The organism is Streptomyces sp. NPDC045701, assembly GCF_056432045.1.
Window position 1 is genome coordinate 101,824 of the sequence record NZ_JBWKJV010000001.1, and the last position, 19,231, is coordinate 121,054.

Consider the following 19,231-nt stretch of genomic DNA (forward strand, 5'->3'; position numbering starts at 1 on the left):
CGATCGGCTACTCTTTTATGCGTTCATCCGTCCAACGTCCGTCCAAGGAGCACTCACGTGGCTGCCACCGACGTCCGCCCGAAGATCACGCTGGCCTGCGTGGAGTGCAAGGAGCGGAACTACATCACCAAGAAGAACCGGCGTAACAACCCGGACCGTCTTGAGATGAAGAAGCACTGCCCGCGCTGCAACGCGCACACTGCGCACCGCGAAACGCGCTGAATCAGGCTCGTACACGAGGCCGTCCCCGTCAGGGGGCGGCCTCGTGTCGTTGTTCGACGACACATACTCAGGAGGTAGCGAGTTCATGGCGCTCGATCAGTCCTTCGTGGGGCGGACCTACCCGCCCACCGCGCCGTACGAGGTAGGCCGGGAAAAGATCCGCGAATTCGCGGAGGCCGTCGGGGACGCCAATCCGGCGTACACCGACCCGGAGGCCGCCAAGGCCCTCGGTCACTCCGAGGTGATCGCGCCGCCGACCTTCGTGTTCGCCATCACGTTCAGGGCCGCGAGCGAGGTCGTCCAGGACCCGCTGCTGGGCCTGGACTACAGCCGCGTGGTGCACGGCGACCAGAAGTTCGCGTACACCCGGCCGGTACGGGCGGGGGACCGGCTGACGGTCACGTCGACCATCGAGGCGATCAAGTCGCTCGCCGGGAACGACATCATCGACATCCGCGGCGAGGTCCAGGACGAGGCCGGTGAGCACGTGGTGACCGCGTGGACCAAGCTCGTGGCCCGTGCGGCGGCAGAGGAGGCGTGAGGCGATGACCGCGAAGATCACGTTCGACGAGGTCGAGGTCGGCACCGAACTGCCGGCGCGGACCTTCCCCGTGACGCGCGCCACGCTGGTGCGGTACGCGGGCGCCTCGGGGGACTTCAACCCGATCCACTGGAACGAGAAGTTCGCCAAGGAGGTCGGGCTGCCGGACGTCATCGCGCACGGCATGTTCACGATGGCCGAGGCGATCCGGGTGGTGACCGACTGGGCGGGTGACCCGGGTGCGGTCGTCGAGTACGGGGTGCGGTTCACCAAGCCCGTCGTCGTGCCGAACGACGAGACGGGCGCCCTCATCGAGGTCAGCGGCAAGGTCGCCGCGAAACTGGACGACAACCGGGTGCGCGTGGACCTGACCGCCATGAGCGCCGGCCAGAAGGTGCTGGGCATGTCCCGCGCGGTCGTGCGACTCGCCTGACCCGACGCCCCGGCGCCGCGGCGGCCCCCCGCTCCGCGGCGCCCGGCGCGGCACCCCGCGCCCCGGCGTACCGCGCGCGCCCTGCCCCCGCGCGCGCCCCCACCCTCGCGCCCCGAGCGCCCCAGCCCCCGCGCCCCGAGCCCCCGCGCCCCGAGCGCCCGCGGCAAGCGGCCGCCCCGCGCGCCGGCTCGGTGACCTTCACCACGCGGCCGGCCCGCCCGAGCGCCGCGTCCGGCCGGCCGGGGCCGGGCCTCCCGGGGGCGCCGGGGCCGCACCGTAGGCTTGGGCGCGTGCAGGAACTCCATGACGCTCCCCTCGCCCCGCTGACCACCTTCCGGCTCGGCGGCCCCGCCGCCCGCCTCGTCACCGCCACGACCGACGACGAGGTCGTCGCCGCCGTCCGCGAGGCGGACCGGACCGGGACGCCGCTGCTGGTCATCGGCGGCGGGTCCAACCTGGTGATCGGCGACAAGGGCTTCGACGGCACCGCCCTGCGCATCGCGACCCGTGGCTTCACCCTGGACGGCACGCGGCTGGAGCTCGCGGCCGGCGAGGTGTGGACGGACGCCGTGGCCCGCACGGTGGAGGCCGGGCTGGCCGGCATCGAGTGCCTGGCCGGCATCCCCGGTTCGGCGGGTGCCACGCCGATCCAGAACGTCGGGGCGTACGGCCAGGAGGTCTCGGCCACCATCACCGAGGTCGTCGCCTATGACCGCCGCGACGGCGAGACGGTCACCGTCCCCAACGCGGAGTGCGCCTTCTCGTACCGCCACAGCCGCTTCAAGGCCGACCCCGACCGGTACGTCGTGCTGCGCGTCCGCTTCGCACTGGAGGACGCCCGGGGCATGAGCGCGCCCATCAAGTACGCCGAGACGGCCCGCGCGCTCGGCGTGGAGCCCGGCGACCGCGTGCCGGCCGCCACCGCGCGCGAGACGGTGCTCAAGCTGCGCGCCGGCAAGGGCATGGTCCTGGACCCGGAGGACCACGACACCTGGTCGGCCGGGTCGTTCTTCACCAACCCGATCCTGGAGCAGGCGCGGTACGAGGAGTTTCTCGGCCGGGTCCGCGACCGCCTGGGCCCGGACGCCGCCCCGCCCGCCTTCCCGGCCGGCGACGGCAGGGTCAAGACCTCGGCGGCCTGGCTGATCGACAAGGCGGGCTTCACCAAGGGGTACGGCACCGGACCCGCGCGCATCTCCACCAAGCACACCCTGGCCCTCACCAACCGCGGCGGGGCCACCACCGAGGACCTCCTGGCCCTGGCACGGGAGGTGGTCGCGGGCGTACACGACGCCTTCGGCGTCACGCTCGTCAACGAGCCGGTGACGGTGGGCGTCTCCCTGTGAGCGTCTGAGCAGCGTCCGCGAGGGGGGCGGAAGGGCGTCTCCCGGCCCCCTGGCGCCGGAGCGCGCCGGGCGCCGTACCGAGCTGGACGTGGGCTTCCAGTCGTACGCGCCGCACGCGCACGTCAGGCCGCCGGGCCGGCCGCCAGCCAGTCGTCGACGCCCGCCAGCAGCTTCGCCCTGACGTCCTCGGGGGCCGCCGAGGCCCGCACCGACTGGCGGGCCAGCTCCGCCAGCTCCGCGTCGGTGAAACCGTGGTGCACGCGCGCGATCTCGTACTGTGCCGCGAGCCGTGCCCCGAACAGCAGCGGGTCGTCCGCGCCGAGCGCCATCGGCACGCCGGCGTCGTACAGCGTCCGCAGCGGGACGTCCTCGGGCTTCTCGTACACGCCCAGCGCCACGTTCGACGCCGGGCACACTTCGCAGGTCACGCCCCTCTCGGCCAGCTTGCGCAGCAGCCGCGGGTCCTCCGCCGCCCGCACGCCGTGCCCGATACGGGCCGCCCGCAGGTCGTCCAGGCAGTCGCGTACGGACGCGGGCCCGGTCAGTTCGCCGCCGTGCGGCACCGCCAGCAGACCGCCCTCGCGGGCGATGGCGAAGGCCCGGTCGAAGTCCCGCGCCATCCCCCGCCGCTCGTCGTTCGACAACCCGAACCCGACCACTCCCCGGTCCGCGTACCGCACGGCCAGCCGGGCCAGCGTGCGGGCGTCCAGCGGGTGCTTCATGCGGTTCGCGGCCACCAGTACGCGCATGCCGAGGCCCGTCTCCCGGGAGGCGCTTCCCACCGCGTCCAGGATGATCTCCAGAGCCGGGATCAGCCCGCCGAGGCGCGGCGCGTACGAGGTGGGGTCGACCTGGATCTCCAGCCACCCGGACCCGTCCCGGACGTCCTCCTCGGCCGCCTCGCGCACCAGCCGCCGGATGTCCTCGGGCTCACGCAGGCAGGACCGGGCGAGGTCGTACAGCCGCTGGAAGCGGAACCAGCCCCGCTCGTCGGTGGCCCGCAGCTGCGGAGGCTCCCCGCCGGTCAGCGCCTCGGGCAGATGGACGCCGTACTTGTCGGCGAGCTCCAGCAGTGTCGCGGGCCGCATCGACCCGGTGAAGTGCAGGTGCAGATGGGCCTTGGGCAACAACCGCAGATCTCGTACGTGCTCCATCTGGGGATCTTGCCAAAACCCCCGCCCGCGCGGGAGTCCCTTTCACCGATCGGGTGCTCCGGGGAACGGAAAAGCGGGCCCCCGGAAGGGACCCGCCATCCACGGAGAAGCGACGGCTAGTCGCGCGCCTCCGCCAGCAGCTTCTGCATCCGGGACACGCCCTCGACCAGGTCCTGGTCGCCCAGCGCGTACGACAGCCGCAGGTAGCCAGGGGTGCCGAAGGCCTCGCCCGGGACGACCGCCACCTCGGCCTCGTCCAGGATCAGCGCCGCCAGCTCCACGGAGGTCCGCGGGCGCTTGCCGCGGATCTCCTTGCCCAGCAGCCCCTTCACCGAGGGGTACGCGTAGAACGCGCCCTCCGGGGTCGGGCAGTAGACGCCCTCGATCTCGTTGAGCATCCGCACCATGGTCTGGCGGCGGCGGTCGAACGCGGTCCGCATCTCCGCCACCGCGTCCAGGCTGCCGGAGACGGCGGCCAGGGCGGCGGCCTGGGCGACGTTCGACACGTTCGACGTGGCGTGGGACTGCAGGTTCGTCGCGGCCTTGACCACGTCCTTCGGGCCGATGATCCACCCCACGCGCCAGCCCGTCATGGCGTACGTCTTGGCCACGCCGTTGACGACGAGGCACTTGTCGCGCAGCTCCGGCAGGATCGCCGGCAGCGAGGTGAACTTCGCGTCGCCGTAGACCAGGTGCTCGTAGATCTCGTCCGTCAGCACCCACAGGCCGTGCTCGACGGCCCAGCGGCCGATCGCCTCGGCGTCGGCCTCGCTGTAGACGGCGCCGGTCGGGTTCGACGGGGAGACGAAGAGGACGACCTTGGTCCTCTCCGTACGGGCGGCCTCCAGCTGCTCCACGGACACCCGGTAGCCGGTGGTCTCGTCGGCGACGACCTCCACCGGGACACCGCCCGCCAGACGGATCGACTCCGGGTACGTCGTCCAGTACGGGGCCGGGACGATGACCTCGTCGCCCGGGTCCAGGATCGCGGCGAACGCCTCGTAGATCGCCTGCTTGCCGCCGTTGGTCACCAGCACCTGGGAGGCGTCGACCTCGTAGCCGGAGTCCCGCAGCGTCTTCGCGGCGATGGCGGTCTTCAGCTCGGGCAGACCGCCGGCCGGCGTGTAGCGGTGGTACTTCGGGTTGCGGCAGGCCTCGATCGCGGCCTCGACGATGTAGTCCGGCGTCGGGAAGTCGGGCTCACCCGCGCCGAAGCCGATCACCGGACGTCCGGCGGCCTTGAGGGCCTTGGCCTTGGCGTCGACGGCGAGGGTCGCGGACTCGGAGATCGCGCCGATGCGGGCGGAGACCCGGCGCTCGGTGGGAGAGGTTGCAGCGCTCATGCGGCCCATCGTCCCAGACCGGGAAAGAGCGCGGCACACAGGTTTCGCCGAGCGGACACCGGGGCGACGGACGGTGTGCGAGCCGTGTCGGCAGCTATCTGTTCGACGCGGCGGCGCCGACCACGTACACTCTCTGCTCGTTGGCCCTCACCGACCACCTCCTGGGATGCGGTAGGTTGGGGGAGAACGACAAAGGGTCGTAGCTCAATTGGTAGAGCACCGGTCTCCAAAACCGGCGGTTGGGGGTTCAAGTCCCTCCGGCCCTGCTACACACACCGCCAGGTTGTGTGCGCAGGTATGTACTTCATTGCACCGCCGTGCGGCTCCACCCGGGCGCGGCACGGCCGACCCGGAATCAGGTGAGAGACGTGACGGATGCCGTAGGCTCCATCGACATGCCTGATGCCGAGGACGAAGCACAGGAGTCGAAGAAGAAGGGCCGCAAGGGCGGCAAGCGCGGAAAGAAGGGCCCTCTGGGCCGTCTCGCGCTCTTCTACCGTCAGATTGTCGCCGAGCTGCGCAAGGTCGTCTGGCCGACCCGCAGCCAGCTGACGACGTACACGACCGTCGTCATCGTCTTCGTCGTCATCATGATCGGTCTGGTGACCGTGATTGACCTCGGCTTCCAGGAAGCAGTCAAGTCCGTCTTCGGCTGATTCCCGCGGAGGGCGCCCACCCCGGCGCCCCTTTTCGCATGTTCCACCCCATCTGTATCCAGGAAGAAGCAGCCACCGTGTCTGACCCGAACCTGAACGAGGCCGCCCAGGACGAGCTCGACGTCGTCGAGGCGGCCGACGAGGACCAGGCGGAAGCTGCGGACGCCGCTGTCGGCGAGGCCGCCGACGAGGACGCGCTCCACGTCGAGGCCGAGGACGCGGACGAGGAGTTCGTCGAGGCCGAGGACGAGGTCGAGGACGACGAGACCGCTGAGGCCGACGAGACGGTCGACGAGGCCGACGAGACGGACGGCGAGACCGCCGAGGCCGAGGTCGAGGAGGAGCCGGCGGCTCCGGTCGACCCGATCGCCGCGCTCCGCGACGAGCTGCGCGGACTTCCCGGCGAGTGGTACGTCATCCACACCTACGCGGGCTACGAGAAGCGCGTGAAGGCCAACCTGGAGCAGCGCGCCGTCTCGCTGAACGTCGAGGACTTCATCTACCAGGCCGAGGTCCCCGAGGAAGAGATCGTCCAGATCAAGAACGGCGAACGCAAGAACGTCCGGCAGAACAAGCTGCCCGGTTACGTTCTGGTCCGCATGGATCTGACGAACGAGTCCTGGGGCGTCGTCCGCAACACCCCGGGTGTCACCGGCTTCGTGGGCAACGCCTACGACCCGTACCCGCTGACCCTGGACGAGATCGTCAAGATGCTCGCTCCCGAGGCCGAGGAGAAGGCCGCCCGCGAGGCCGCCGAGGCCGAGGGCAAGCCGGCTCCGGCCCGCAAGGTCGAGGTCCAGGTGCTGGACTTCGAGGTCGGCGACTCGGTCACCGTCACCGACGGGCCGTTCGCGACGCTCCAGGCGACGATCAACGAGATCAACGCCGACTCGAAGAAGGTCAAGGGCCTCGTCGAGATCTTCGGCCGCGAGACCCCGGTCGAGCTGAGCTTCGACCAGATCCAGAAGAACTAACCCCCACAGGTTTCCGAACAGGTCAGACCGGGTCTCGCGCCCGCTCTGACCTGCTCGGTTTTTGGCCGCGCATGGATACCCGTTATCGTTGTGCGGTATGCCTCCATCCGGATGACATCGGATGGTGGCTGAAAACTCTCACTAGGACCCGGAGAGAGCAATGCCTCCCAAGAAGAAGAAGGTCACGGGGCTTATCAAGCTCCAGATCCAGGCCGGCGCGGCCAACCCGGCTCCGCCGGTCGGCCCCGCCCTGGGTCAGCACGGCGTCAACATCATGGAGTTCTGCAAGGCCTACAACGCCGCGACCGAGTCGCAGCGTGGCATGGTCGTGCCGGTGGAGATCACGGTCTACGACGACCGTTCCTTCACCTTCATCACCAAGACTCCGCCGGCCGCCAAGCTGATCCTCAAGGCCGCGGGTGTGGACAAGGGCTCCGGCGAGCCGCACAAGACCAAGGTCGCCAAGCTCACGAGCGCCCAGGTCCGCGAGATCGCCTCGGTCAAGCTGCCCGACCTGAACGCCAACGACCTGGACGCCGCCGCGAAGATCATCGCCGGCACCGCCCGTTCCATGGGCATCACGGTCGAGGGCTGAGCAGCCCCCCGTCCGACCTGTGGGAGGGCCACGCGCTGGCCCCGACCACAACTCCACACCTGAACCACACCAGGAGAAGCAGTGAAGCGCAGCAAGGCACTCCGCGGCGCGGACGCCAAGGTCGACCGGGAGCGTAACTACGCGCCCCTCGAGGCCGTCCGTCTCGCCAAGGACACCGCCGCCACCAAGTTCGACGGCACCGTCGAGGTCGCCTTCCGCCTGGGCGTCGACCCGCGCAAGGCCGACCAGATGGTCCGTGGCACCGTGAACCTTCCGCACGGCACCGGTAAGACCGCCCGGGTCCTGGTCTTCGCGACCGGTGACCGTGCTGCGGCCGCGGAAGCCGCGGGCGCCGACATCGTCGGCTCCGACGAACTGATCGACGAGATCTCCAAGGGCAACCGCCTGAACGAGTTCGACGCGGTCGTCGCCACCCCGGACCTCATGGGCAAGGTCGGCCGTCTCGGCCGCGTCCTCGGCCCGCGTGGTCTGATGCCGAACCCGAAGACCGGCACCGTCACCATGGATGTCGCGAAGGCCGTCAACGAGATCAAGGGCGGCAAGATCGAGTTCCGCGTCGACAAGCACTCGAACCTGCACTTCATCATCGGCAAGGTTTCCTTCGACGAGACGAAGCTGGTCGAGAACTACGCGGCGGCGCTGGAGGAGATCCTCCGTCTCAAGCCGTCCGCCGCCAAGGGCCGCTACATCAAGAAGGCGACCCTGAGCACCACGATGGGCCCCGGCATCCCGCTGGACGCCAACCGCACCCGCAACCTCCTCGTCGAGGAGGACCCGGCCGCCGTCTGATCCTGACGGCAGCCGCGGTGCACGCGTGCTGAAGCCGGCCCCCGCAGTTCTCCGGAACCGCGGGGGCCGGCTTGTTTTCCGGCACGTTGTCAGAGGGGGGCGTTAGGGTTTTCCCATTCACAGGGGAGAACACAGGGGTGGGGGACGTGCACATGTTTGTGGGGAAGCGCGCGGGAATCACGGCGGTCGTGGCGGCGGTTCTGGTCGGAATCGCCGGCTGTCAGGACGGCGGCAAGGGGGACCAGAAAGCCACGGGGGTGCCCGAGCTCCAGTCCCGGGACACCGTGACCGAGGTCGTCCGGGCCGCGTACGAGAAGACGGCGGAGGCCAAGACCGCCAGGGTCCGCATGACGGTGGCGATGTCCGGGTCGGCCGAGGCCGCCGGCACCATGGAGATGTCGGGCGTCATGGGGTGGGACCCCACGCTCATGGACATGACCATGAAGATGCCGAAGGGCATGGCGGGCACCGGGGCGGACGCGGACATGCCCGGCCGGATCCGGATGAGGTGGCTCGACGACGCCATGTACATGGACCTGGGCGCCAAGGCCGCCCAGGAGATGGACGGCAAGCGCTGGATGAAGATGGACCTGGGCGCGCTGGCCGAGGCGTCCGGCGACAAGCAGCTCCAGAGGCAGATGACGCGTGGCCTGGAGGACATGAACCAGTCCCCGGCCCAGCAGCTCGCCCTGCTCCTCGACTCGCCGAACCTCAAGCACGTCGGCTCCGAGAAGATCGGCGGCGTCGAGGCCCAGCATTACAAGGGCACCCTGACCTTCCAGGACATGGTGAAGTCCAACAAATCGCTCGGCGTGCTCACCGAGAAGGAGCGCAAGGAGCTGGTGGACCAGGCCGAGAAGTCGGGCATCAAGGGCTACGACACCGAGGTCTGGGTCGACGGCGACGGCTTCCCGGTGAAGATGGACCTCAGCATGACCATGCCCCAGGGCACGGTGAAGATCACCGCCAACTACTCCGACTACGGGGTCAGGGCCGCTGTGGTGGCGCCGCCGGCCGCCGAGACGTTCGACTTCATGAAGCTGATGGAGGAGCTCGGCGCGGCCGGCGCCGGCCAGGGCGCCGACGGCACCGAGAGCGGCATCTGATCGACGCCCCCCGCGCCGGCGGCGGCCCGGGCGGCCCACCCGGGGATGCGCTCGGCGTGCGCCTCCGGGACGCCGCTCCCGGGGGCGAGGCGCCCGGGAGGCGCGGCGCGCGGGGCGGCGTGGGACCGTCCCCGGGGAGCGGCGAGGGATCACCCGAGTGGGCCGATTTGCTTGACGTCGGGGCAGTCCCGTACGCTTCCACAGAAGCCAAAGACCGCTGGTCGTTGCTGCGCTCCTCAGAGTCGCGGCGGCCGAAGGATCCGCTAGCTGCGGACGACCCGCGCAGGTGACTGTGGATGAACTCCTGAATGCGCCCTGAGTGCAGTCGGTCGAGTCACGCCCCGTGCGCCTGCGCCGGGGCGTTTCGTTTTGCCCAGTCTCCTTCCTTCAGCCCATGCGGTCCGAATCACCCGGAAGGAGGCCGAGGCTCATGGCGAGGCCCGACAAGTCTGCTGCGGTTGCCGAGCTGACGGACAAGTTCCGCAGCTCGAACGCCGCCGTGCTGACCGAGTACCGCGGTCTCACCGTGGCACAGCTCAAGCAGCTGCGCCGTTCGCTCGGTGAGAACGCCCAGTACGCCGTGGTGAAGAACACGCTGACCAAGATTGCGGCCAACGAGGCCGGGATCACCTCGCTCGACGACCAGTTCGCTGGTCCGACGGCGGTTGCCTTCATCACCGGTGACCCGGTGATGTCGGCGAAGGGTCTTCGTGACTTCGCCAAGGACAACCCCAACCTGATCATCAAGGGCGGTGTCCTTGACGGCAAGGCGCTGTCCGCCGATGAGATCAAGAAGCTTGCGGACCTCGAGTCCCGCGAGGTTCTGCTCGCCAAGCTGGCGGGCGCCATGAAGGGCAAGCAGTCCCAGGCTGCCGCGCTCTTCCAGGCGCTTCCCTCGAAGCTCGTCCGCACCGTGGACGCGCTCCGTGCCAAGCAGGCCGAGCAGGGCGGTGCCGAGTAATTCGGCTCGCGCATTGATCGTGGCCCCCTAGGGGCGACGGTCGCAGCGGGCCAAACGTACGCCCGCCTCACATGTACACCCGGCACCAGCCGATTTAGTGGAAGGACCGCCATCATGGCGAAGCTGTCTCAGGAAGACCTGCTCGCGCAGTTCGAGGAGATGACCCTCATCGAGCTCGCCGCGTTCGTTTCGGCGTTCGAGGAGAAGTTCGACGTCACCGCCGCCGCTCCGGTCGCCGTTGCCGCCCCGGGCGCCCCGGGCGCCCCGGCCGAGGCCGCCGAGGAGCAGGACGAGTTCGACGTCATCCTCACCGGCGCCGGCGAGAAGAAGATCCAGGTCATCAAGGTCGTGCGTGAGCTGACCTCCCTGGGCCTGAAGGAGGCCAAGGACCTCGTCGACGGCACCCCGAAGCCGGTCCTCGAGAAGGTCGCCAAGGAGGCCGCGGAGAAGGCTGCCGAGTCCCTCAAGGCCGCCGGCGCCTCCGTCGAGGTCAAGTAACACCTCGCGAGTCTCCTGACTCGCTCAGCGCCCCGCACGGGGCGTTCAGAAGGGCGATCACCCATCCGGGTGGTCGCCCTTCGGCGTTGCCGGAACGCCTGCCTTGCGCTGAGCGCAGCGCGGAGTATGGTGATCTTCGCCGTGCGCCCCTCGGGGCCCCACTCGGCTGGGGGCCTTGACGAACCGCACGCCGCGCGCAATTCTCAGGACGCGCCGTCACAACGATCCGGTTCCGAGGCATGGATCGACGGCCGAACGGGCAGTATCGATGTGCGCCAACGGCGCGAGGTGCCGCGGAGTTGAGAACAACGAGGGTCGCGAATTACTCGCCCTGGACATCAGTGGGCCAAGTGGCTACACTGACCCTTTGCGCTGCCTGTTAGCTGCCCCCTGCCCGTCACCAGGGGCATACCCTCGCAAGAGCACAGTTGACCGAGCTCCTGACCTGGCCTTTTGGCCGACATCAGGAAGTCTGTCTCCGTGTCCGGCGTGGGACCGGTACGCGCGTAGTGAGTCCGAGCCCTCGGAAGGACCCCCTCTTGGCCGCCTCGCGCAACGCCTCGACCGCGAATACGAACAACGGCGCAAGCACCGCCCCGCTGCGCATCTCCTTTGCAAAGATCAAGGAGCCCCTCGAGGTTCCGAACCTCCTCGCGCTGCAGACCGAGAGCTTTGACTGGCTGCTCGGCAACGCCGCGTGGAAGGCTCGTGTCGAGGCGGCTCTGGAATCCGGACAGGACGTTCCCACCAAGTCCGGTCTGGAGGAGATCTTCGAGGAGATCTCGCCGATCGAGGACTTCTCCGGGTCGATGTCGCTGACTTTCCGCGACCACCGCTTCGAGCCCCCCAAGAACTCGATCGACGAGTGCAAGGAGCGCGACTTCACGTACGCCGCGCCGCTCTTCGTCACGGCCGAGTTCACCAACAACGAGACCGGCGAGATCAAGTCCCAGACGGTCTTCATGGGCGACTTCCCGCTCATGACCAACAAGGGCACCTTCGTCATCAACGGCACCGAGCGTGTCGTGGTGTCGCAGCTCGTCCGCTCGCCGGGTGTCTACTTCGACTCCTCCATCGACAAGACGTCCGACAAGGACATCTTCTCCGCCAAGATCATCCCGTCCCGGGGTGCCTGGCTGGAGATGGAGATCGACAAGCGCGACATGGTCGGTGTCCGCATCGACCGCAAGCGCAAGCAGTCCGTGACCGTTCTCCTCAAGGCGCTCGGCTGGACCACCGAGCAGATCCTTCAGGAGTTCGGCGAGTACGAGTCCATGCGCGCCACCCTGGAGAAGGACCACACCCAGGGCCAGGACGACGCGCTGCTCGACATCTACCGCAAGCTGCGTCCGGGCGAGCCGCCGACGCGCGAGGCCGCTCAGACGCTGCTCGAGAACCTCTACTTCAACCCCAAGCGCTACGACCTCGCCAAGGTCGGCCGCTACAAGGTGAACAAGAAGCTCGGCGCCGACGAGCCGCTGGACGCCGGTGTGCTCACCACCGACGACATCATCGCCACGATCAAGTACCTGGTGAAGCTCCACGCGGGCGAGACCGAGACGGTCGGTGAGAACGGCACGCAGATCGTCGTCGAGACCGACGACATCGACCACTTCGGCAACCGCCGTCTGCGCAACGTCGGCGAGCTCATCCAGAACCAGGTCCGCACGGGTCTGGCTCGTATGGAGCGCGTCGTGCGCGAGCGCATGACGACCCAGGACGTCGAGGCGATCACGCCGCAGACCCTGATCAACATCCGGCCGGTCGTCGCCTCCATCAAGGAGTTCTTCGGCACCAGCCAGCTGTCGCAGTTCATGGACCAGAACAACCCGCTGTCGGGTCTCACCCACAAGCGCCGTCTGTCGGCTCTTGGCCCGGGTGGTCTGTCCCGTGAGCGGGCCGGCTTCGAGGTCCGTGACGTGCACCCGTCCCACTACGGACGCATGTGCCCGATCGAGACCCCCGAAGGCCCGAACATCGGTCTGATCGGTTCGCTCGCCTCGTACGGACGCGTCAACGCGTTCGGTTTCGTCGAGACGCCGTACCGCAAGGTCGTCGAGGGCCAGGTCACCGACGAGGTCGACTACCTGACCGCCGACGAGGAGGACCGCTTCGTCATCGCCCAGGCCAACGCGCCGCTGACCGACGAGCTCCGGTTCGCCGAGGCCCGCGTGCTGGTCCGCCGCCGTGGCGGCGAGGTCGACTACGTCGCGCCCGACGACGTGGACTACATGGACGTCTCGCCGCGCCAGATGGTGTCGGTCGCGACCGCCATGATCCCGTTCCTCGAGCACGACGACGCCAACCGTGCCCTCATGGGCGCGAACATGATGCGCCAGGCCGTTCCGCTGATCAAGGCGGAGGCGCCGCTGGTCGGCACCGGCATGGAGTACCGCTGTGCCACCGACGCCGGCGACGTCATCAAGGCCGAGAAGGACGGTGTCATCCAGGAGGTCTCGGCCGACTACGTCACCGTCGCCAACGACGACGGCACGTACACCACGTACCGCGTCGCCAAGTTCTCCCGCTCCAACCAGGGCACCTCGGTCAACCAGAAGGTCGTCGTCTCCGAGGGCGACCGGGTGATCGAGGGCCAGGTCCTCGCCGACGGCCCCGCCACCGAGAACGGTGAGATGGCGCTCGGCAAGAACCTGCTGGTCGCGTTCATGCCGTGGGAGGGTCACAACTACGAGGACGCGATCATCCTGTCGCAGCGCCTCGTGCAGGACGACGTCCTCTCCTCGATCCACATCGAGGAGCACGAGGTCGACGCCCGTGACACCAAGCTCGGCCCGGAGGAGATCACCCGGGACATCCCGAACGTCTCCGAGGAGGTCCTCGCCGACCTCGACGAGCGCGGCATCATCCGTATCGGTGCCGAGGTCGTCGCCGGCGACATCCTCGTCGGCAAGGTCACGCCCAAGGGCGAGACCGAGCTGACGCCGGAGGAGCGCCTGCTCCGCGCGATCTTCGGTGAGAAGGCCCGTGAGGTCCGTGACACCTCGCTGAAGGTGCCGCACGGCGAGACCGGCAAGGTCATCGGCGTCCGCGTCTTCGACCGCGAGGAGGGCGACGAGCTTCCCCCCGGTGTGAACCAGCTGGTGCGCGTGTACGTCGCGCAGAAGCGCAAGATCACCGACGGTGACAAGCTCGCCGGCCGCCACGGCAACAAGGGCGTCATCTCCAAGATCCTGCCGATCGAGGACATGCCGTTCCTGGAGGACGGCACCCCGGTCGACATCATCCTCAACCCGCTGGGTGTCCCGTCCCGAATGAACCCGGGACAGGTCCTGGAGATCCACCTCGGCTGGCTCGCCAGCCGCGGCTGGGACGTCTCCGGCCTCGCGGACGAGTGGGCGGAGCGCCTCCAGGCGATCGGCGCCGACAAGGTGGAGCCCGGTACCAACGTCGCCACCCCCGTCTTCGACGGTGCGCGTGAGGACGAGCTGGCCGGTCTGCTCCAGCACACCATCCCGAACCGCGACGGGGACCGGATGGTGCTCCCGACCGGTAAGGCCCGGCTGTTCGACGGCCGCTCCGGTGAGCCGTTCCCGGACCCGATCTCGGTCGGGTACATGTACATCCTCAAGCTCCACCACCTGGTCGACGACAAGCTGCACGCGCGTTCGACCGGTCCGTACTCGATGATCACCCAGCAGCCGCTGGGTGGTAAGGCTCAGTTCGGTGGCCAGCGCTTCGGTGAGATGGAGGTGTGGGCGCTGGAGGCTTATGGCGCCGCGTACGCCCTCCAGGAGCTGCTGACCATCAAGTCCGACGACGTCACCGGCCGCGTGAAGGTCTACGAGGCCATCGTCAAGGGCGAGAACATCCCCGAGCCCGGCATCCCCGAGTCCTTCAAGGTGCTCATCAAGGAGATGCAGTCCCTGTGCCTCAACGTGGAGGTGCTGTCCTCGGACGGCATGTCCATCGAGATGCGCGACACCGACGAGGACGTCTTCCGCGCTGCGGAAGAGCTCGGTATCGACCTGTCCCGGCGCGAGCCGAGCAGCGTCGAAGAGGTCTGACGGGTCTGGCCGGGGCCTCCTCGTGAGGCCCCGGCCCTGCCCCGGACCCGTACAGACCATGATTGAGACTCAAACCCTGAGAGGGATTGACGCATAGTGCTCGACGTCAACTTCTTCGACGAGCTGCGGATCGGCCTGGCCACCGCGGACGACATCCGTCAGTGGTCCCACGGCGAGGTCAAGAAGCCGGAGACCATCAACTACCGCACCCTGAAGCCCGAGAAGGACGGACTCTTCTGCGAGAAGATCTTCGGTCCTACCCGGGACTGGGAGTGCTACTGCGGCAAGTACAAGCGCGTCCGCTTCAAGGGCATCATCTGTGAGCGGTGTGGCGTCGAGGTCACCCGCGCCAAGGTGCGCCGCGAGCGGATGGGCCACATCGAGCTGGCCGCTCCCGTTACCCACATCTGGTACTTCAAGGGCGTCCCGTCCCGGCTGGGCTACCTGCTGGACCTCGCCCCGAAGGACCTGGAGAAGGTCATCTACTTCGCGGCGTACATGATCACGTACGTCGACGAGGAGCGCCGCACGCGCGACCTGCCGTCGCTGGAGGCCCACGTCTCCGTCGAGCGCCAGCAGATCGAGAACCGGCGTGACGCCGACCTCGAGGCCCGCGCCAAGAAGCTCGAGACCGACCTGGCCGAGCTGGAGGCCGAGGGCGCCAAGGCCGACGTGCGCCGCAAGGTGCGCGAGGGTGCCGAGCGCGAGATGAAGCAGCTGCGCGACCGCGCCCAGCGCGAGATCGACCGTCTCGACGAGGTGTGGAACCGCTTCAAGAACCTCAAGGTCCAGGACCTCGAGGGCGACGAGCTGCTCTACCGCGAGCTGCGCGACCGCTTCGGCACGTACTTCGACGGTTCGATGGGTGCCGCGGCGCTGCAGAAGCGCCTGGAGTCCTTCGACCTCGACGAGGAGGCCGAGAGGCTCCGCGAGATCATCCGGACGGGCAAGGGCCAGAAGAAGACCCGCGCCCTGAAGCGGCTGAAGGTCGTGTCCGCGTTCCTCCAGACCAGCAACAGCCCCAAGGGCATGGTGCTGGACTGCGTACCGGTCATCCCGCCGGACCTGCGTCCGATGGTGCAGCTGGACGGTGGCCGCTTCGCGACCTCCGACCTGAACGACCTGTACCGCCGCGTCATCAACCGCAACAACCGCCTCAAGCGTCTCCTTGACCTCGGTGCCCCCGAGATCATCGTGAACAACGAGAAGCGGATGCTCCAGGAGGCCGTCGACGCGCTGTTCGACAACGGCCGCCGCGGTCGCCCGGTCACCGGTCCCGGCAACCGCCCGCTGAAGTCCCTCAGCGACATGCTGAAGGGCAAGCAGGGTCGCTTCCGTCAGAACCTGCTCGGCAAGCGAGTCGACTACTCGGCGCGTTCCGTGATCGTCGTCGGCCCGCAGCTGAAGCTGCACCAGTGCGGTCTGCCCAAGGCCATGGCGCTGGAGCTCTTCAAGCCGTTCGTGATGAAGCGCCTGGTCGACCTGAACCACGCGCAGAACATCAAGTCGGCCAAGCGCATGGTCGAGCGCGGCCGCACCGTGGTGTACGACGTCCTCGAAGAGGTCATCGCCGAGCACCCGGTGCTGCTGAACCGTGCGCCCACGCTGCACCGCCTCGGCATCCAGGCCTTCGAGCCGCAGCTGGTCGAGGGCAAGGCCATCCAGATCCACCCGCTCGTCTGCACCGCGTTCAACGCGGACTTCGACGGTGACCAGATGGCCGTGCACCTGCCGCTGTCCGCGGAGGCGCAGGCCGAGGCCCGCATCCTGATGCTGTCCTCGAACAACATCCTCAAGCCGGCCGACGGCCGTCCGGTCACCATGCCGACCCAGGACATGGTGCTGGGCCTCTTCTTCCTCACCACGGACGAGGAGGAGCGCGAGGTCAAGGGTGAGGGCCGCGCCTTCAACTCCACCGCCGAGGCGATCATGGCCTTCGACAGGGGCGAGCTCTCGCTCCAGGCGAAGGTCGACATCCGCTTCCCGATCGGTACCGTCCCGCCGCGTGGCTGGACCCCGCCGGTCGAGGCGGAGGGCGACGACAGCGTCGGCGCGGGTGCGTGGCAGCAGGGTGACTCGTTCCGTCTGCGGACGACCCTGGGCCGTGCGCTCTTCAACGAGCTGCTGCCCGAGGACTACCCGTTCGTCGACTACTCGGTCGGCAAGAAGCAGCTCTCCGAGATCGTCAACGACCTCGCCGAGCGCTACCCCAAGGTCATCGTGGCGGCGACGCTCGACAACCTGAAGGCGTCCGGCTTCTACTGGGCGACCCGTTCCGGTGTCACCGTGGCCATCTCCGACGTCGTCGTTCCCGAGGCGAAGAAGGAGATCGTCAAGGGTTACGAGGCGCAGGACGAGAAGGTCCAGAAGCAGTACGAGCGCGGTCTGATCACCAAGGACGAGCGCACGCAGGAGCTCATCGCGATCTGGACCAAGGCGACCAACGAGGTCGCCGAGGCGATGAACGACAACTTCCCGAAGACCAACCCGATCTTCATGATGGTGAACTCGGGCGCACGAGGCAACATGATGCAGATGCGTCAGATCGCCGGTATGCGTGGTCTGGTGTCGAACGCCAAGAACGAGACGATCCCGCGTCCCATCAAGGCGTCCTTCCGTGAGGGCCTGTCCGTGCTGGAGTACTTCATCTCCACGCACGGTGCCCGTAAGGGTCTCGCCGACACCGCCCTGCGTACCGCCGACTCGGGTTACCTGACCCGTCGTCTGGTGGACGTCTCGCAGGACGTGATCATCCGCGAGGAGGACTGCGGCACCGAGCGCGGTCTGAAGCTGCGGATCGCCGAGCGCGGCGCCGACGGCGTGCTGCGCAAGGCGGACGACGTCGAGACGTCCGTGTACGCGCGGATGCTCGCCGAGGACGTCGTCGTGGACGGCAAGGTCATCGCGCCGGCCAACGTCGACCTGGGTGACGTGCTCATCGACGCCCTGGTCAACGCGGGCGTCGAGGAGGTCAAGACCCGCTCGGTCCTGACCTGCGAGTCGGCGGTCGGCACCTGTGCCTTCTGCTACGGCCGTTCGCTCGCCACCGGCAAGCTGGTCGACATCGGTGAGGCGGTCGGCATCATCGCCGCCCAGTCCATCGGTGAGCCCGGTACCCAGCTGACGATGCGTACCTTCCACACCGGTGGTGTGGCGGGTGACGACATCACCCAGGGTCTGCCCCGTGTCGTCGAGCTCTTCGAGGCCCGTACGCCCAAGGGTGTCGCCCCGATCTCCGAGGCCTCCGGCCGCGTGCGGATCGAGGAGACCGAGAAGACCAAGAAGATCGTCGTCACCCCGGACGACGGCAGCGACGAGACGGCCTACCCGATCTCGAAGCGCGCCAAGGTCCTGGTGCACGAGGGCGACCACGTCGAGGTGGGTCAGAAGCTCACCGCGGGTGCCACCAACCCGCACGACGTGCTGCGCATCCTCGGCCAGCGTGCCGTCCAGGTCCACCTGGTCGGCGAAGTCCAGAAGGTCTACAACTCGCAGGGCGTGTCGATCCACGACAAGCACATCGAGATCATCATCCGGCAGATGCTGCGCCGCGTGACGATCATCGAGTCCGGCGACGCGGAGCTCCTGCCGGGCGAGCTGGTCGAGCGGTCGAAGTTCGAGTCGGAGAACCGTCGTGTGGTCACCGAGGGCGGTCACCCCGCCTCCGGCCGTCCGCAGCTGATGGGTATCACCAAGGCGTCGCTGGCGACGGAGTCGTGGCTGTCCGCGGCCTCCTTCCAGGAGACGACCAGGGTCCTGACGGACGCGGCGATCAACGCCAAGTCCGACTCCCTGATCGGCCTCAAGGAGAACGTCATCATCGGTAAGCTCATCCCGGCCGGTACGGGCCTGTCCCGCTACCGCAACATCCGGGTCGAGCCGACCGAGGAGGCCAAGGCCGCGATGTACTCGGCCGTCGGCTACGACGACATCGACTACTCGCCGTTCGGCACCGGCTCCGGCCAGGCCGTTCCGCTGGAGGACTACGACTACGGTCCGTACAACCAGTAAGCGAGTCGCTTGATCGACCGAAGGGCGGTCACCCCGTGTGCGACGGGGTGACCGCCCTTCGGGCTTCCTACCGGCCGACCGCCTGCCACAGGGCGAGCGTGAAGCCGGCGCCGGAGGTGAGCGCCATGAGACTGGCGACCGGCCAGCGGCCGCGCTCCAGCGCGTCGAGCCGGGCCTCGTGGTCGGCGAGCTGCTTGTCCGTCTGGTCGCTGCGCTGGACGAGCAGCGCGAGCGAGCCGTCGGCCCGGGCGAAGCCGGCCTCCAGCGTGCCGCGCAGCCGCTCCAGTTCGAGGGCCACGGCGACCGGGTCGTTCCGGTCAGTGTCGGTCATCGGCGGCTCCCGGTGACGGACTGCCGAGCCAGGACGGCAGCAGTCTCTGTACGGCCTCCAGGGCCATGATCCGCGCGAGGCCGCCGGCGACGGCCAGCGCCCCGGCGACCCAGGGGAGGGTGGCCGGGACACCGGACGCGTCCACGATCGCGGGGAGCACGACGGCGATGCCGACGGCGGACTGGAGGATGGTGCGGGCCGTGCGCTTGGCGGCGTCGGACACGT

17 protein-coding genes and 1 tRNA gene are annotated in these 19,231 nt (G+C 68.6%); 14 read left to right on the forward strand and 4 right to left on the reverse strand.

What is annotated here, in order from left to right; genetic code table 11:
* The first annotated feature begins 57 nt into the window (after window positions 1–57).
* From rpmG to AC07DW_RS00540, 4 genes are all read left to right on the forward strand, one after another.
* A complete protein-coding gene (gene rpmG / locus AC07DW_RS00525) occupies window positions 58–222 on the forward strand; it encodes a 50S ribosomal protein L33 (protein WP_003948671.1) in 165 nt (54 codons plus the stop codon).
* Between the two features lie 85 nt (window positions 223–307).
* Window positions 308–763, forward strand: a complete 456-nt coding sequence (locus AC07DW_RS00530) for an FAS1-like dehydratase domain-containing protein (protein WP_478855420.1) — start codon at window positions 308–310, stop codon at window positions 761–763.
* A gap of 4 nt (window positions 764–767) precedes the next feature.
* Window positions 768–1,196 (forward strand): MaoC family dehydratase, encoded by a 429-nt coding sequence (locus AC07DW_RS00535; protein ID WP_478855421.1) that lies wholly within the window; start codon window positions 768–770, stop codon window positions 1,194–1,196.
* Window positions 1,197–1,486: 290 nt separating this feature from the next.
* Entirely contained in the window at window positions 1,487–2,542 is a 1,056-nt protein-coding gene (locus tag AC07DW_RS00540; protein ID WP_478855422.1) for a UDP-N-acetylmuramate dehydrogenase, read from the forward strand.
* Between the two features lie 122 nt (window positions 2,543–2,664).
* On the opposite strand, the gene AC07DW_RS00545 is transcribed toward AC07DW_RS00540, so the two are convergent.
* Together AC07DW_RS00545 and AC07DW_RS00550 are read right to left on the reverse strand one after the other, a co-directional pair.
* On the reverse strand, window positions 2,665–3,696 hold the full coding sequence (locus tag AC07DW_RS00545) for an adenosine deaminase (RefSeq protein ID WP_478855423.1): 1,032 nt from the start codon (window positions 3,694–3,696) through the stop codon (window positions 2,665–2,667).
* Window positions 3,697–3,812: 116 nt separating this feature from the next.
* Window positions 3,813–5,039 carry a pyridoxal phosphate-dependent aminotransferase gene (locus tag AC07DW_RS00550; RefSeq protein ID WP_478855424.1) on the reverse strand — a complete coding sequence of 409 codons (1,227 nt, stop codon included), beginning with the start codon at window positions 5,037–5,039 and terminating at the stop codon, window positions 3,813–3,815.
* Between the two features lie 193 nt (window positions 5,040–5,232).
* On the opposite strand from AC07DW_RS00550, the gene AC07DW_RS00555 reads away from it, so the two are divergent.
* The 10 genes from AC07DW_RS00555 to AC07DW_RS00600 all read left to right on the forward strand — a co-directional run bounded on the left by AC07DW_RS00555 (window position 5,233) and on the right by AC07DW_RS00600 (window position 18,675).
* A tRNA-Trp gene (locus tag AC07DW_RS00555) sits at window positions 5,233–5,305 on the forward strand.
* 102 nt (window positions 5,306–5,407) lie between these two features.
* On the forward strand, window positions 5,408–5,695 hold the full coding sequence (gene secE, locus AC07DW_RS00560; protein ID WP_478855425.1) for a preprotein translocase subunit SecE: 288 nt from the start codon (window positions 5,408–5,410) through the stop codon (window positions 5,693–5,695).
* 77 nt (window positions 5,696–5,772) lie between these two features.
* On the forward strand, window positions 5,773–6,669 hold the full coding sequence (nusG, locus tag AC07DW_RS00565) for a transcription termination/antitermination protein NusG (RefSeq protein WP_478855426.1): 897 nt from the start codon (window positions 5,773–5,775) through the stop codon (window positions 6,667–6,669).
* A gap of 160 nt (window positions 6,670–6,829) precedes the next feature.
* Window positions 6,830–7,264, forward strand: a complete 435-nt coding sequence (gene rplK / locus AC07DW_RS00570; protein WP_478855427.1) for a 50S ribosomal protein L11 — start codon at window positions 6,830–6,832, stop codon at window positions 7,262–7,264.
* Between the two features lie 81 nt (window positions 7,265–7,345).
* Window positions 7,346–8,074, forward strand: a complete 729-nt coding sequence (gene rplA / locus AC07DW_RS00575) for a 50S ribosomal protein L1 (protein WP_336319458.1) — start codon at window positions 7,346–7,348, stop codon at window positions 8,072–8,074.
* A gap of 152 nt (window positions 8,075–8,226) precedes the next feature.
* Window positions 8,227–9,180, forward strand: a complete 954-nt coding sequence (locus AC07DW_RS00580) for an SCO4651 family lipoprotein (RefSeq protein ID WP_478855707.1) — start codon at window positions 8,227–8,229, stop codon at window positions 9,178–9,180.
* A gap of 430 nt (window positions 9,181–9,610) precedes the next feature.
* The gene (rplJ, locus tag AC07DW_RS00585; protein ID WP_189550623.1) at window positions 9,611–10,141 is read left to right on the forward strand and encodes a 50S ribosomal protein L10; all 531 of its coding nucleotides are present in this window, start codon (window positions 9,611–9,613) and stop codon (window positions 10,139–10,141) included.
* 114 nt (window positions 10,142–10,255) lie between these two features.
* Entirely contained in the window at window positions 10,256–10,639 is a 384-nt protein-coding gene (rplL, locus tag AC07DW_RS00590; RefSeq protein WP_478855428.1) for a 50S ribosomal protein L7/L12, read from the forward strand.
* A gap of 539 nt (window positions 10,640–11,178) precedes the next feature.
* Window positions 11,179–14,664, forward strand: a complete 3,486-nt coding sequence (gene rpoB, locus AC07DW_RS00595) for a DNA-directed RNA polymerase subunit beta (RefSeq protein ID WP_478855429.1) — start codon at window positions 11,179–11,181, stop codon at window positions 14,662–14,664.
* A 96-nt stretch (window positions 14,665–14,760) separates the two neighbouring features.
* Entirely contained in the window at window positions 14,761–18,675 is a 3,915-nt protein-coding gene (locus AC07DW_RS00600; RefSeq protein ID WP_478855430.1) for a DNA-directed RNA polymerase subunit beta', read from the forward strand.
* Window positions 18,676–18,742: 67 nt separating this feature from the next.
* Here AC07DW_RS00600 and AC07DW_RS00605 read toward each other — a convergent pair whose 3' ends face one another.
* Window positions 18,743–19,006 carry a hypothetical protein gene (locus AC07DW_RS00605; RefSeq protein ID WP_478855431.1) on the reverse strand — a complete coding sequence of 88 codons (264 nt, stop codon included), beginning with the start codon at window positions 19,004–19,006 and terminating at the stop codon, window positions 18,743–18,745.
* Window positions 18,993–19,229, reverse strand: coding sequence for a hypothetical protein (locus AC07DW_RS00610; protein ID WP_478855432.1), 237 nt, complete (start codon window positions 19,227–19,229; stop codon window positions 18,993–18,995). Before AC07DW_RS00610 ends, AC07DW_RS00605 begins: the two co-directional genes overlap by 14 nt.
* Window positions 19,230–19,231 lie beyond the last annotated feature (2 nt).

Coding starts and splice junctions, on each gene's coding strand:
- AC07DW_RS00605 (WP_478855431.1), bottom strand. CDS start 19,006: ATGACCGACACTGACCGGAACGACCCGGTCGCCGTGGCCCTCGAACTG.
- AC07DW_RS00530 (WP_478855420.1), top strand. CDS start 308: ATGGCGCTCGATCAGTCCTTCGTGGGGCGGACCTACCCGCCCACCGCG.
- AC07DW_RS00550 (WP_478855424.1), bottom strand. CDS start 5,039: ATGAGCGCTGCAACCTCTCCCACCGAGCGCCGGGTCTCCGCCCGCATC.
- AC07DW_RS00535 (WP_478855421.1), top strand. CDS start 768: ATGACCGCGAAGATCACGTTCGACGAGGTCGAGGTCGGCACCGAACTG.
- rplK (WP_478855427.1), top strand. CDS start 6,830: ATGCCTCCCAAGAAGAAGAAGGTCACGGGGCTTATCAAGCTCCAGATC.
- rplL (WP_478855428.1), top strand. CDS start 10,256: ATGGCGAAGCTGTCTCAGGAAGACCTGCTCGCGCAGTTCGAGGAGATG.
- rplJ (WP_189550623.1), top strand. CDS start 9,611: ATGGCGAGGCCCGACAAGTCTGCTGCGGTTGCCGAGCTGACGGACAAG.
- AC07DW_RS00580 (WP_478855707.1), top strand. CDS start 8,227: ATGTTTGTGGGGAAGCGCGCGGGAATCACGGCGGTCGTGGCGGCGGTT.
- AC07DW_RS00545 (WP_478855423.1), bottom strand. CDS start 3,696: ATGGAGCACGTACGAGATCTGCGGTTGTTGCCCAAGGCCCATCTGCAC.